The organism is Halomonas sp. M4R1S46 (genome assembly GCF_025725685.1).
Lineage (GTDB): Bacteria > Pseudomonadota > Gammaproteobacteria > Pseudomonadales > Halomonadaceae > Halomonas.
On sequence record NZ_CP107008.1, the window covers coordinates 735,603 to 749,041 of the forward strand.

Genomic DNA, 13,439 nt, shown 5'->3' on the forward strand with positions numbered 1-13,439 from the left:
AGCTACGAGCTACGAGCTACGAGCTACGAGCTACGAGCTACGAGAAAAAGCCCGTGACGGATGTCACGGGCTTTTTGTCCTCCACAAACATTGGCCTGCCCGTTGCCCACAGCTGTTACTGAAACTCCTCCATGGCCTCCCGGTACTCGATAAAGGCCTCACGCCGCTGGGCGATACGCCCGGCGGCGTTCTCGTCGTGTTCCGCTTCCGCCACGTCCTTGGCCACCTCGAGCTGGCGGATCGCGCGATCGATGTGGCCGGTGAGCTGCAGGTGCTCGGCCCGGGCCAGGTGCCCCCAGGCCGGGCGACCGCTGCGACCGGCGGCCTCGGCGAGCAGGTTGAAGACCTGGGGATCCTCGGGGCGTCGGGCGGCCAGCTCGCTGAGCTGCCGGTAGGCGGCGTCGGGATCGCGCTGCAGCAGGGCCTCGCCGAGCAGCAGGCTGGCGGGCACGTAGTCGGGCATCAGGCGCAATTGATGGCGGCTGCGGGCGATGGCGTCATCGATGCGGCCGGCGTCGAGGGCCACCTCGGCGGCCGAGGCGGGGAGCATCGCCAGGTCCGGCAGGCGGCGGGCCAGGTCATCCAGGGCCTGCAGCGCGGCCTCGCTGCGTCCGGCCTCGGCATCCGCCAGGGCCGCCAGGTAGCGACGGGCCATCTCCGGGGCCTGGCCGCGGGCCAGGCGGGTGGCGGCCTGGCGCGGATCCTGGTCGTGGATCGCCAGCAGGGCGCGGGCGCGGATCAGGTGGTACTCGATATCCTCGTCGCGGGGCGTGCCCGCGCCCGCGCTGATGAGTTGGTCGGCCCTGGCCTGGGCATCGCTGATGCGTGATTCCGTGACCGGGTGAGTGAGCAGGAATTCCGGCGGATTGCCGCCCTGCAGGGAGATCTTGCGCTGCATGGTGCGGAACATCTCGACCATCGCCTGGGGGTCGTAGCCGGCATCGGCCATGGCCTGCAGGCCGACCCGGTCGGCCTCCCGCTCGAAGCGCCGCGAGTAGGCCAACTGATCCTGGAACAGCGCGGCCTGGGAGCCCATGGCGGCGGCGATGCCGGCATCGCCGCCGCCGCCGGCGGCGATCAGCATCCCGGCGAGCATGGCGGCCATGGCCGGGATCTGGGTCTGTTCGGCGCGAGCCTGGCCCCGGGCATAGTGGCGTTGGGAGAGGTGGCCGAGCTCATGGGCGAGCACCGAGGCCAGGGGGGCCTCGCGCTCGGCGAAGGCGAACAGCCCGGCATTGATGCCGATCACGCCGCCGGGTACGGCGAAGGCGTTGAGCCGCTCGCTGGCGACCAGGGTGATCACCGGGTCGATGCCGCCGACGTGGCTGTAGGGCAGCAGGCGGTCCACCAGGGATTCCACGTAGTGCTGGGCGATGGGATCCTGCCACTGCGGGGCCTTGGCACGAAACTGGCGCAGCCAGGCGCGGCCCAGGCGCACCTCCTTGCCGTTGACGGCCTGGGTGTCGCCGCTGATCAGGCTGGGCAGGCCGGCATCGTCGCCGTACTGGCCGAGGGCCGGCACGGCGACGGCGAGGCTGAGGGCGATGGCGGTGAGACAGGACAGGGGGCGACGCAGCATGGCCTTCCTCGTCAGAGAGCGGAACGGGGCGGGACGGCCCCCCTCCGACATTGATTCGTCCGGAAAAGTGCCTTTAAATCCCAAGAGTTCATGTCGGCAACCTGCCCCGCTCGGGCCCGGCATGCCTCTGGCATTCTCCCGGGAGACAATATGGCTGTGCAACCTGATGACGTGCTCGACGCACGGGGTCTTCCCTGTCCGCTACCCCTGCTCAAGGCCAAGCAGGCCCTGTCCCGGCTGGCTCCGGGGCAGCTGCTGGAAGTGATGGCCACCGACGCCGGGTCCTGGCGGGACTTCGAGACCTTCATCGCCCAGAGCGATCACGAGATGCCGGCCCGCGAGGAGCGCGGCGAGGTCTATCATTACTGGATCCGCAAGGGTGGGGAGCAGGCTCCATGACCCTGAGGTCGGTGTTCCGTAGCTGGGTCGACCACTACCTCTCCGACGAGGAGGCGGTCATCCTGCTGATCGTGCTGGTGCTCGGCTTCGCCGTGGTGATCTGGCTGGGCAAGATGCTGGCGCCCTTCCTCACCGCCCTGGTGATCGCCTTCCTGCTGCAGGGAGCGGTGAACGGACTGACCCGGCGACGCGTGCCGCATTTCCTGGCGGTGATGCTGGTCTACCTGGCCTTCATCGGCGTGCTGCTGGCGATGGCGCTGATCCTGATGCCGCTGATCTGGAACCAGCTGGTCAACCTGGTCCAGGAGACGCCGCGCATGCTCGCCAGCGTCCAGCAGCTGCTCGACGACCTCCAGGCACGCTACCCTCAGCTGGTGACTCCCGACCAGATCCAGGCCTGGATCGGCATGGCCGGCCGCGAGGTCACCCAGCTCGGCCAGCGCGCCCTGACCCTGTCGCTGGCCTCGCTGGGCAACGTGGTGGCGTTGATCGTCTACCTGGTGCTGGTGCCGATCCTGGTGTTCTTCATGCTCAAGGACCGCGATCGGCTGGTGGGCTTCACCGTCTCGCTGCTGCCCAAGAACCGCGGCCTGATGACGCGGGTGTGGCAGGAGATGGACGATCAGATCGCCAACTACGTGCGGGGCAAGTTCACCGAGATCATCATCGTCGGCAGCGTGGCCTTCTTCACCTTCATGTTCTTCGGCCTGCCCTATTCGGCCCTGCTGGCGGTGCTGGTGGGCCTGTCGGTGCTGGTGCCCTACATCGGCGCCGCCGTGGCGACCCTGCCGGTGGCGGCGGTGGCGGGCTTCCATTTCGGCCTCGGCGACCAGTTCCTCTACGTGATCATCGCCTACGGGGTGATCCAGGCCCTGGACGGCAACGTCCTGGTCCCGGTGCTGTTCTCCGAGGCGGTCAACCTGCACCCGGTGTCGATCATCCTGGCGGTGCTGTTCTTCGGCGGCGTCTGGGGCTTCTGGGGCATCTTCTTCGCCATTCCCCTGGCGACCCTGCTCAAGGCCCTGGTCTATGCCTGGCCGCGGGGCATCCAGCAGCGCCGCCAGGAAGTCTCCCAGGAAGAGGAGGCCGTCGAGTCCTGAGCGCGTCCGCCCGAGGGCGGACGCGCGCTCCTCACTGCCCGGCGTGCAGCGCCCGGGCGGCCTCCAGCACCTCGTCGGCGTGCCCCTTGACCTTGACGCCTCGCCATTCCCGGGCGAGCGTGCCGTGGGCATCGATCAGGAAGGTGCTGCGCTCGATGCCGAGGTGCTCCTTGCCGTAGAGCTTCTTGAGCTTGATGACGTCGAACAGCCGGCACACCGCCTCGTCCTTGTCGGAGAGCAGCGGGAAGTTGAACCCCTGCTTGGCCTTGAAGTTCTCCTGGGCGCGGATGCCGTCCCGGGAGACGCCGACGACCACGGTGTTGGCGGCCTCGAAGGCGTCCTTGCGGTCGCGGAAGTCGCCGCCCTCGGTGGTGCAGCCCGGCGTGCTGGCCTTGGGGTAGAAGTACACCACCACCTGCCGGCCGCGCAGCGCCGACAGGCTCAGGGTGGTGTCGCCGGTGGCGGTGGCGGTGAAGTCGGGCACGGGCTGGCCGATGCTGACGGTCATGGAGGACTCCTTGGATCGGGGGCGAAGGCTCCGATTACACGCAACCCGCGGCGAAGTGTAAAGTCGCCGCTGTACAGGCTCACGAGCCCTGAGTACCATTTGTCCCCTGATATCGAGACCCCGGGCGGGGGCGGGATCCTTGAACGGTGACCGTGGCCGCAGCGGTCACCCCGGCAGGCAGTTGAGAGGACAAGCAGAGCATGATCACGGGCAGCATCGTCGCGCTGGCGACACCGATGAAGGTCAACGGCGATATCGACTGGGAGGCCCTGCGGGCCCTGGTCAACTTCCATCTCGACCACGGCACCGATGCGATCGTCGCGGCGGGCACCACCGGCGAGCCGACCACCATGTCATTCGCCGAGCACTTCGACGTGATCCGCACCGTGGTGGAGGAAGTCGGCGGGCGCATCCCGGTGATCGCCGGCACCGGCGCCAACGCCACCTCCGAGGCGGTCGAGCTGGCCCGCTACGCCAGCGAGGTGGGGGCCGACTACTGCCTGTCGGTGTGCCCCTACTACAACAAGCCGACCCAGGAAGGCCTCTACCAGCACTTCAAGGCCGTGGCCGAGGGCAGCAACCTGCCGGTGATCCTCTACAACGTGCCCGGCCGCACCTGCTCGGACCTCTACAACGAGACCGTGCTGCGCCTGGCCGAGGTGGACAACATCGTCGGCCTCAAGGATGCCACCGGTAACCTGGAGCGCGCCGAGGACCTCATCGCCCGCCTCGAGGGCAGCGACTTCATGCTCTATTCCGGCGACGACGGCACGGCCTGCGACTTCATGCTGATGGGCGGCCATGGCGACATCTCGGTGACCGCCAACGTCGCGCCGCGGGCCATGCACGAGCTGTGCGTCGCCGCCGTGGCCGGCGAGGTCGACAAGGCCCACCAGATCAACACCCGCCTGATGCCGTTGCACACCAACCTGGGCATCGAGGCCAACCCGATTCCCGTGAAGTGGGCCCTGCACCGCATGGGGCTGATCGAGCCGGGCATCCGTCTGCCGCTGACCTGGCTCTCCGAGAAGTACCATTCCACCGTCAGCGAGGCCCTGCAGCTGGCCGGTGTGATCGACGACTGAGCGGCGCCCCGCGCCGCAACCTGGACAACCCGATGCAAGGTGGATGCATGAGCGCTGCGCTGAAATGGATGCCCCTGGTGGCCGCCCTGGCCCTGGCCGGCTGTGCCCGCGACGGCTATTACGACGACCGTCGCGTCGACTATGCCGAGGCCGAGGCGAGTGCGCCCCTGGTGCTGCCCGACGGCCGGGACACCCGCCGCTACCGGGATGCCATGCCGGTGCCCGAGGCCGCCGGCAGCTTCGCGTCCCAGGGCGACGACTTCGATGCCCCACCCCCCCGTGCGCTGGGCGCCGGCAGTGGCGTCGAGGCCGGTGACGTGGCTCGCCGCGAGGCGGCCGGGCAACGCTGGCTGGTGGTCGGTGCCGAGCCCAGTGCGGTGTGGTCCGAGCTGGAGCGCTTCGCCGACGAGCGCGGCCTGCAGGTGGTGAGTCGCGACTCCAGCCGGGGCGTGTTGGAGACGGCCGAGGGACGCCTCAGCGTGCGCCCGGGCCTGCAGCCCGGGGCCAGCGAGGTGCGCTGCGAACAGGCCGGCACACCGCTGGAGGGCTGCCTGCGCGCCCTGGAGCGGCGCTTCGAGGCGCGTGGTGCCACCGCCAGCGCCTCGTCGCTGGCGGTGCAGCGTGCCCCCGAGGAGCGCATGCGTCCGCTGCTCGAGCAGCGCGCCGGCGAGTGGCGCCTGGTGATCCCCTTCGACCTGGAGCGGACCTGGGCCGAGCTCAGCTACCAGCTCGAGGCCGACTTCTCGGTGGCCGAGCGCCGCGAGCTGCTGGAGCAGGACGCCGACGGTCACCGCTTCCTGGTGGACTACCTGACTCTCAGCGAGCGCAGCGAGGGGCTGCTCGGCACCCTGACGAGCCTGGGCCAGGCGTCGCCCCAGCGCATTCGCCTGGTGCTGGAGGCGAGCGGGCCAGAGCGCACCGTGCTGCGCGCCGAGCCCGCCGACGAGCGCGAGCTCTCCGCGGAGGATCGCCGTGAACTCCTCGAGCGGGTGGCGGGCCTGCTGGGCTGATGACGGGGTCGCCGAGCCTGGGTCGGGGGGGCGGACGGCTGCACTTCGCCTCGCTGGGCAGCGGCAGCAAGGGCAACGCGACCCTGGTCAGCGATGGCGAGACGCGCCTGCTGGTCGACTGCGGCTTCGGCCTCCGGGAGACCGAGCGTCGCCTGGCCCGCTTCGGCCTGCACCCCCGCCAGCTCGATGCCGTGCTGGTGACCCACGAGCACGGTGATCACGTGCGCGGCGTCGGCCCCCTGGCGCGACGTTACCGGGTCCCGGTCTACCTGACGCCGGGCACCTGGTTGTCGGGCAAGCTCGGCGAGGTGCCGCATCGCCACTGGATCACCCCCCAGGCGCCCTTCCGCGTGCAGGGCTTCGAGATCGACCCGGTGACCGTGCCCCACGATGCCCGGGAGCCGGTGCAGTTCCGCCTCGCCGCCGCCGACCGGCGCCTCGGCCTGCTCACCGACCTGGGCCATCCCAGCGAGCACGTCGTCGAGGCCTTCCGTGGCTGCGATGCCCTGGTGCTGGAGTGCAACCATGATGTGCACCTGCTGGAGACCGGCCCCTACCCGCCGAGCCTCAAGCGCCGGGTCGGCGGCCAGTGGGGCCACCTGGCCAATGCCCAGGCCGCCTGGCTGCTCCGGCGGCTGGGGCTGGACCGGCTGCAGCGCATCGTCTGCTCGCACCTGTCGGAACACAACAACCGCCCCGAGCTGGCCCTGGAGGCCCTGGTGCCGCTGCTCGACGGCGACGATTCGCGCCTGACGGTGGCCGCCCAGGACCAGGGGCTGGACTGGCAGGCGATCACCTGATCCCCGTATCCTCTTATACCTACCGCCTGTGGAGGCTTCCCATGGAAAAGCGCCAAGAACTCTATGCCGGCAAGGCCAAGTCGGTCTTCGCCACCGACGACCCGGATCGCCTGATCCTGCACTTCCGTGACGACACCAGCGCCTTCGACGGCCGGCGCATGGAGTCCCTCGAGCGCAAGGGCAAGGTCAACAACCGCTTCAATGCCTTCATCATGGGCAAGCTTCAGGAAGCCGGCATCCCCACCCATTTCGAGGGCCTGCTCTCCGACACCGAGTGCGTGGTCAAGAACCTCGACATGCTGCCGGTGGAGTGTGTGGTGCGCAACATCGCCGCGGGCAGCCTGGTCAAGACCCTCGGCGTGGAGGAGGGCAGCGAGCTCAACCCGCCGACCTTCCAGCTGTTCCTCAAGAACGACGAGCTCCATGACCCGATGATCAACGAGTCCCTGGCCGAGACCTTCGGCTGGGCGACCCCCGAGCAGCTCGCCGAGATGAAGGCCCTGACCTTCCGCGTCAACGAGGTGCTCAAGCAGCTGTTCGCCGACGGCGGCCTGCTGCTGGTGGACTACAAGCTCGAGTTCGGGCTCTTCCAGGGCAGGATCGTGCTGGGCGACGAGTTCTCCCCGGACGGCTGCCGCCTGTGGGACGCCGAGACCCGCGAGAAGCTCGACAAGGACCGCTTCCGCCAGGGGCTGGGCGGGGTGATCGAGGCCTACGAGGAAGTGGGACGCCGCATCGGCGTCGATTTCGGCTGAGCCAGCCGCCAGGCCGTAACGTGCGAAGGGCCCTGCGGGGCCCTTCGTCGTATCCAGCCCGTTTCGCTCCACGGTGATGATGAGCGCCGGGGACAAGGCGAAGCGAGGGTCTTTTGCCATGGGCGAGGCGGAACATGGAGAACATCCAGTGAATGTTCTTCCCACCGAGCGGGTTGGCCATGGATGGCCAACCCAGGCCCTGCAAGCGGCGCAGGATGCGAGAGCGCCGCAGGGCAAAAGTAGCGCCCAGGGAGGGGTTCACAGCGCCCTCGCCAAGGCTTGGCGCCGGACACGCTCATCACGTTCGTCAGGTCACGTAGAAATGCCTATACCGCCACGATCTCGACGACCTCCAGGGCAGTGTCGCCGTCGGCGCCGGTCAGGGCGCGGAAGCGCACGTCCAGGTCGCGCAGGCGCACCCCGTAGACTCGGGCCTCGGCGCCGCGGCGATAGGCGGGGCGCGGGTCCTGGGCCAGCACCTGGGTGATCAGCGGGCGCAGGGTGTCGCGGTCCGTCCGGGCGGCGAGGGCGGCCTCGGCGTCGCGGGTGAAGTGTACCGGACGAGCCGCGGGTGCCTCGGGGGCGAAGCCGGCCCGGGCCTCGGGGCGAGCCTCGGCCCAGGGCAGGTAGGGCTTGATGTCGAGTACCGGGGTGCCGTCCACCAGGTCGGCCCCGCGCAGCGTCAGGCTCACCCCGGCGCTTGTGTCGATGGCGACGAGCTCCACCAGCGACAGGCCCAGGCGATTGGGGCGATGGGTGCTGCGGCTGGCGAAAACCCCCACCCGGGCATTGCCCCCCAGGCGCGGTGGGCGTACCAGGGGCGTCCAGCGCTCGGGACTCAGGTGGAAGACGAAGGTCAGCCAGAGGTGGCTGAAGGCCTCCAGGCCCCGCACCGCGAGTGGGTCGTCGAAGGGCGGCGCCAGCACCAGGCGGGCGCGGGCGGCCTCGGCCAGGCCGGGCTGGCGGGGGATGCCGAACTTGTCGGGAAAGTCGCTGGCGATATGTCCGATGGGCGTCATGGGCAAGGCGGTCGGGGCATGCATGGCGGGTCCTGATGGCGGTGGCCGTCGGGCATTGGCCCGGGCGCCTGGCTTCGGTAATCTCTGGGCGTCTCCATTTTTGCAGGAAGCCCCTCATGCGTCATGCCGACCCCGTTTCCACGGCGCCCCCGGACGGTCCGGCCGCCGGCACCAAGGCGCCGCGCATCCTCTATCGCCAGGCACGAGTCCAGGACGGCACCGACCAGGCCGAGGTCTTCCACCACGCGGTCATGCAGGGCGCCATGGCGCACTACGCGCTGGCGGCGCGGGAGGCCTGGGCCGCGGTCCTGCCCCGCGAGGGCTGTGCCTGGGCGGCGCGCCAGGTCCTCTATACCACCCTGGTGGCGACCTGTGACGGCCGCTGCGTGGGCTTCATCGAGATCGACCCGCGCCGTCACTACGTCGAGTCCCTCTATGTCTGGCCCTCCCTGGCCCGCCGAGGCATCGGCTCGACCCTGCTGGAGCACGCCGAGCGGCTGCTGCGGGAGCAGGGGGCGACGCGCCTGGGCATCGACGCCAGCCTGGTGATGGCCGACGGGCTGGAGCGCCGCGGCTGGCGGCGGGTGCGCGAGGAGTGGGTCGAGCGGGGTGGCCAGCGGCTGTGCCGCCGGCACCTGGAGAAGTCGCTGACGGCGTGCTGAGGCTCAGGCGTCCTGCTCGATGATCCGCATCGACAGGTCGATGGCCTTGACGTCCTTGGTCAGGGCGCCGCTGGAGATGCAGTCCACCCCCGTTTCGGCGATGGCCCTGAGGGTGGTCTCGTCGACATTGCCCGAGGCCTCCAGGGTGGCCCGGCCGCCGGTGCGACGGACCGCCTCGCGCATGTCCTCCAGCGAGAAGTTGTCGAGCATGATCACGTCGGCACCGGCGGCCAGCGCCTGGTCCAGCTCCGCGAAGGTCTCCACTTCCACCTCCACCGGCAGGTCCCGGGCGATGCGTCGGGCCTCGTCAACGGCGGCTTCGATTCCCCCGCAGGCGGCGATGTGATTCTCCTTGATCAGGAAGGCGTCATAGAGCCCGATGCGGTGGTTATGCCCGCCGCCGCAGGTCACCGCATACTTCTGGGCCAGGCGCATGCCGGGCAGTGTCTTGCGGGTGTCCAGCACCCGGACCCCGGTGCCCGCGAGCAGGTCCACGCAGTGGCGGGTGCGGGTGGCGGTGGCCGAGAGGGTCTGCAGCAGGTTGAGGGCCGCCCGTTCACCGGTCAGCAGGGAACGAGCCGGTCCCTCGAGCTCGAGGAAGGCGTCACCGGCGGCCACCCGGTCGCCGTCGGCGGCCTGCCAGCGCAGCGCGACCCGGGCGTCGAGACGCCGGAACAGCTCGTCGACCCAGGCCACCCCGCACAGCACGGTGTCCTCCCGGGTGATCACCCGGGCCCGGGCCCAGTGTTTCTCGGGGATCAGCTCGGCGGTGATGTCGCCGGGGCCGACGTCCTCGGCCAGCAGCCGGGCGGCGCTGTCACGGATCTCTTCGGCAAGGGCATCCTGATAGTGCATGGTGGGCCTGTCTCTGTGCTGTGAAGCTGGGGACGTCCATTATAGGGGAAACGCAAGGACAGACGTCAGGGGGAAAGATGCCGATTCACGATGGCTGGCTCGAGGGGGCCCGCCGGGTGCCATCACCCAATCAGGATGGGCGCCCGGACGGCGAGGTCTCGCTGCTGGTGCTGCACTCGATCAGCCTGCCGCCGGGCCGGTTCGGCGGCGATGCGATCGAGCGACTGTTCACCAATCGCCTCGACCCGGCCGGTCATCCCTTCTTCGCCGCGATCGAAGGCCTGCGGGTCTCGGCGCACCTGTTGATCCGCCGCGACGGCGAGTGCGTGCAATTCGTGCCCTTCCAGGCGCGGGCCTGGCACGCCGGTCGCTCGCGCTGGCGGGATGGCGGGGTCGAGCGCCGGGCGCTGAACGACTTCGCGGTGGGCATCGAGTTGGAGGGGGACGAGGTGTCCCCCTACACCCAGGCCCAGTACCGGGCCCTGGCGGCGGCCGCCCGGGCATTGCAGGCGAGTTATCCGGCGCTCACACCCGAGCGCATCACCAGCCATGCCCATGTCGCACCATTACGCAAGAGCGACCCCGGGCCGGCCTTCGACTGGGCCTACTTTCGGCAGCAGCTGGCGGCGAGTAGCAATATTACGTAGCAAAAGCACTTTTCAGGCCGGAAATGCCCTAGTGGCGAGGACGTACTTGGTTGAATTACAAGGCTCCCGGGGACGGTTGATTCGCGTCGGATGGGGCGAAAAGCCCCGCTCAATCAAGGTCTCGTGGTTTTTGAAAAAAATTTCCAATTCTGTTTCAATTGGCAGCCGTCAGTGTTTGCGGTATCTTCAGCGCACTTACCACCAACGATTGCGTTGCCTTGTAAAACGACTACAACACGGGCGGGCTAGGGTGGAGATCCTGCCTTGCCATCACGCAAAGCGCTACACCCCCTTGTTGCGGGGCTGTTGCCCCCACGTCATTCGGAGAGACGTCTATGAGTCTTGAGACACGAGAAGATCTCGATCCGGTCGAAACCACGGAATGGCTGGATTCCCTGGAATCGGTACTGGATCGCGAGGGCGAGGAACGCGCCCGGTACCTGATGACCCGCTTGGCCGACCGCGTGCGCCGCGACGGCATGCAGGTACCTTTCTCGGTGACGACGCCGCATCGCAACACCATCCCGGTGCACCGCGAGGCGCCGATGCCGGGCGATCTCTTCATGGAGCGTCGCATCCGGTCGTTGATCCGTTACAACGCCATCGCCCAGGTGATCCGCAACAACCGTGCGAACCCGGGCCTCGGCGGCCACATCGCCAGTTTCATGTCGGCGGCGACCCTCTACGACGTGGGCTTCAACCACTTCTTCCGGGCTCCCAACGGCGACTTCGAGGGCGACCTCGTGTACATCCAGGGCCACGTGGCGCCGGGCGTCTATGCTCGCGCCTACCTGGAAGGACGCCTGACCGAAGAGCAGATGGACAAGTACCGCCAGGAGGTGGACGGCGACGGCCTGTCCTCCTACCCGCACCCCTGGCTGATGCCGAACTTCTGGCAGTTCCCCACCGTGTCCATGGGGCTGGGGCCGATTCAGGCGATCTACCAGGCTCACGTGATGAAGTACCTGCACTCGCGTGAGCTCAAGGATATGCACGATCGCAAGATCTGGTGCTTCCTGGGCGACGGCGAGTGCGACGAGCCGGAGTCCCTGGGGGCCATCCACCTGGCCAGCCGCGAGAAGCTCGACAACCTGATCTTCGTCATCAACTGCAACCTGCAGCGTCTCGACGGCCCGGTGCGTGGCAACTCGCGGATCATGGACGAGCTCGAGGGCGTGTTCCGCGGGGCCGGCTGGAACGTCCAGAAGGTCGTCTGGGGGCGCCTGTGGGACCCGCTGTTCGAGAAGGACAAGAAGGGCATCCTGCAGAAGCGCATGGACGAGGCGGTCGACGGCGAGTACCAGAATTACAAGGCCCTCGGCGGCGCCTACACCCGGGAGCACTTCTTCGGCAAGTACCCGGAAACCGCCGAGATGGTCAAGGACATGTCCGACGAGGACATCTGGAAGCTCAACCGCGGCGGCCACGACCCGTTCAAGGTCTATGCGGCCTACCACGAGGCGACCCAGAACGCCAACGGCCGGCCCACCGTGATCCTGGCGCATACCGTCAAGGGCTACGGCATGGGCGGCGGCGAGGGTGAAGCCGCCATGGAGGCCCACCAGGTCAAGACCATGGAATACGAGGCGCTCAGGAAGTTTCGCGATCGCTTCGGCATCCCGCTGTCCGACGAGCAGCTCAAGGAGGTCCCGTACTACAAGCCCGAGGATGACTCCCCGGAACTCAAGTACATGCACCTCCAGCGCGAGCGCCTGGGCGGTTACCTGCCGAGCCGCCGCAGCGACTTCGAGTCGCTGCCGATCCCGTCCCTGGAGGACAAGACCTTCGCCTCCCAGACCGGCGGGTCCAAGGGGCGCGAGATCTCCACCACCATGGCCTTCGTGCGCATCCTGAACGGCCTGGTCAAGGACAAGAAGATCGGCGACCGCGTGGTGCCGATCATCCCCGACGAGGCGCGCACCTTCGGCATGGAGGGCATGTTCCGCCAGCTCGGCATCTACACCTCCGAGGGCCAGAAGTACGAGCCGGTCGACAAGGGCCAGATCATGTTCTATCGCGAGGATCAGAAGGGCCAGATCCTCGAGGAGGGCATCAGCGAGGCCGGGGCCATGTCGGCCTGGATCGCCGCGGCGACCTCCTACTCGAACAACGCCACCACCCTGCTGCCGTTCTACGTCTACTACTCGATGTTCGGCTTCCAGCGCATCGGTGACCTGGCCTGGGCCGCCGGCGACATGCAGGCGCGGGGCTTCCTGGTCGGCGGTACCGCCGGTCGCACCACCCTCAACGGCGAGGGGCTGCAGCACCAGGACGGCCACAGCCTCCTCCAGGCGTCGATGATCCCCAACTGCCGCAGCTACGACCCGACCTATGCCCACGAGGTGGCGGTCATCGTCCAGGACGGCCTGAAGCGCATGTTCACCGACAAGGAGAACTGCTTCTACTACCTGACGGTGATGAACGAGAACTATGAGCAGCCGGCCCTGGAGGAGGTGCCTGCCGAGGACATCATCAAGGGCATGTACCTGCTGCGCGAGACCCAGGGCGACAAGGGACGCGTCCAACTGCTGGGCTCGGGCACCATCCTGCGCGAGGTCGAGGCCGCCGCCGAGCTGCTCGCCGAGGAGTGGGGCGTGGGTGCCGACATCTGGAGCGTGACCAGCTTCAACGAGCTGCGTCGCGAGGCCCTCGAGATCGACCGTCAGGCCTTCCTCAAGCCGGCCGACGAGCCCGGCAAGCCGCATCTCACGGCGTGCCTGGAGGGGCGTCAGGGCCCGGCCATCGCCTCCACCGACTACATGAAGCTGTTCGCCGACCAGGTCCGCGCCTGGGTGCCGACCGACTACCATGTCCTCGGCACCGACGGCTACGGCCGCTCCGATACCCGCGAGAAGCTGCGTCACTTCTTCGAGGTCAACCGCTACTTCGTCACCGTGGCCGCACTCAAGGCGCTGGCTCAGCGTGGCGAGATCGATCGCAAGGTCGTCGGCGAGGCCATCGAGAAGTATGGCATCGACCCCAACAAGCCCAACCCGCTTGAGGTGTGAGGCGTCGACCAC

13 protein-coding genes are annotated in these 13,439 nt (G+C 68.5%); 9 read left to right on the top strand and 4 right to left on the bottom strand.

Going from position 1 to position 13,439, the window contains the following annotated elements; all coding sequences use genetic code 11:
- Positions 1–115: 115 nt before the first annotated feature.
- Positions 116–1,579, bottom strand: a complete 1,464-nt coding sequence (locus OCT48_RS03490) for a M48 family metalloprotease (protein ID WP_263591360.1) — start codon at positions 1,577–1,579, stop codon at positions 116–118.
- A 150-nt stretch (positions 1,580–1,729) separates the two neighbouring features.
- On the opposite strand from OCT48_RS03490, the gene OCT48_RS03495 reads away from it, so the two are divergent.
- Both OCT48_RS03495 and OCT48_RS03500 read left to right on the top strand, forming a co-directional pair.
- Positions 1,730–1,978 carry a sulfurtransferase TusA family protein gene (locus tag OCT48_RS03495; protein ID WP_183382743.1) on the top strand — a complete coding sequence of 83 codons (249 nt, stop codon included), beginning with the start codon at positions 1,730–1,732 and terminating at the stop codon, positions 1,976–1,978.
- Positions 1,975–3,078: an AI-2E family transporter gene (locus OCT48_RS03500; protein WP_263591361.1), complete on the top strand. Its 1,104-nt coding sequence runs from the start codon at positions 1,975–1,977 to the stop codon at positions 3,076–3,078. The genes OCT48_RS03495 and OCT48_RS03500 overlap by 4 nt, the downstream gene beginning before the upstream one ends.
- A 31-nt stretch (positions 3,079–3,109) precedes the next feature.
- On the opposite strand, the gene OCT48_RS03505 is transcribed toward OCT48_RS03500, so the two are convergent.
- Positions 3,110–3,586 (bottom strand): peroxiredoxin, encoded by a 477-nt coding sequence (locus OCT48_RS03505; RefSeq protein WP_263591362.1) that lies wholly within the window; start codon positions 3,584–3,586, stop codon positions 3,110–3,112.
- A gap of 200 nt (positions 3,587–3,786) precedes the next feature.
- Here OCT48_RS03505 and dapA point away from each other — a divergent pair, with 200 nt between their 5' ends.
- Genes dapA through purC form a run of 4 tightly spaced genes read left to right on the top strand, consistent with a single transcriptional unit; the run spans position 3,787 to position 7,236 of the window.
- Positions 3,787–4,671, top strand: a complete 885-nt coding sequence (gene dapA / locus OCT48_RS03510; RefSeq protein WP_263591363.1) for a 4-hydroxy-tetrahydrodipicolinate synthase — start codon at positions 3,787–3,789, stop codon at positions 4,669–4,671.
- 47 nt (positions 4,672–4,718) lie between these two features.
- Positions 4,719–5,681 (top strand): outer membrane protein assembly factor BamC, encoded by a 963-nt coding sequence (locus tag OCT48_RS03515; protein ID WP_263591364.1) that lies wholly within the window; start codon positions 4,719–4,721, stop codon positions 5,679–5,681.
- Positions 5,681–6,481, top strand: coding sequence for an MBL fold metallo-hydrolase (locus tag OCT48_RS03520; RefSeq protein WP_263591365.1), 801 nt, complete (start codon positions 5,681–5,683; stop codon positions 6,479–6,481). Before OCT48_RS03515 ends, OCT48_RS03520 begins: the two co-directional genes overlap by 1 nt.
- A gap of 41 nt (positions 6,482–6,522) precedes the next feature.
- Entirely contained in the window at positions 6,523–7,236 is a 714-nt protein-coding gene (gene purC / locus OCT48_RS03525) for a phosphoribosylaminoimidazolesuccinocarboxamide synthase (RefSeq protein WP_263591366.1), read from the top strand.
- Between the two features lie 326 nt (positions 7,237–7,562).
- On the opposite strand, the gene tsaA is transcribed toward purC, so the two are convergent.
- On the bottom strand, positions 7,563–8,279 hold the full coding sequence (gene tsaA, locus OCT48_RS03530) for a tRNA (N6-threonylcarbamoyladenosine(37)-N6)-methyltransferase TrmO (protein ID WP_263591367.1): 717 nt from the start codon (positions 8,277–8,279) through the stop codon (positions 7,563–7,565).
- A gap of 92 nt (positions 8,280–8,371) precedes the next feature.
- On the opposite strand from tsaA, the gene OCT48_RS03535 reads away from it, so the two are divergent.
- Complete coding sequence (locus OCT48_RS03535; RefSeq protein ID WP_263591368.1) at positions 8,372–8,917, top strand: GNAT family N-acetyltransferase; 546 nt, start codon at positions 8,372–8,374, stop codon at positions 8,915–8,917.
- Positions 8,918–8,920: 3 nt separating this feature from the next.
- Here the strand turns inward: OCT48_RS03535 and nadC are convergent, their stop codons facing one another.
- Positions 8,921–9,772, bottom strand: coding sequence for a carboxylating nicotinate-nucleotide diphosphorylase (nadC, locus tag OCT48_RS03540; RefSeq protein ID WP_263591369.1), 852 nt, complete (start codon positions 9,770–9,772; stop codon positions 8,921–8,923).
- Positions 9,773–9,849: 77 nt separating this feature from the next.
- Here nadC and ampD point away from each other — a divergent pair, with 77 nt between their 5' ends.
- The gene (ampD, locus tag OCT48_RS03545; RefSeq protein ID WP_263591370.1) at positions 9,850–10,419 is read left to right on the top strand and encodes a 1,6-anhydro-N-acetylmuramyl-L-alanine amidase AmpD; all 570 of its coding nucleotides are present in this window, start codon (positions 9,850–9,852) and stop codon (positions 10,417–10,419) included.
- A 335-nt stretch (positions 10,420–10,754) separates the two neighbouring features.
- Positions 10,755–13,427, top strand: a complete 2,673-nt coding sequence (gene aceE / locus OCT48_RS03550; protein WP_263591371.1) for a pyruvate dehydrogenase (acetyl-transferring), homodimeric type — start codon at positions 10,755–10,757, stop codon at positions 13,425–13,427.
- Positions 13,428–13,439 lie beyond the last annotated feature (12 nt).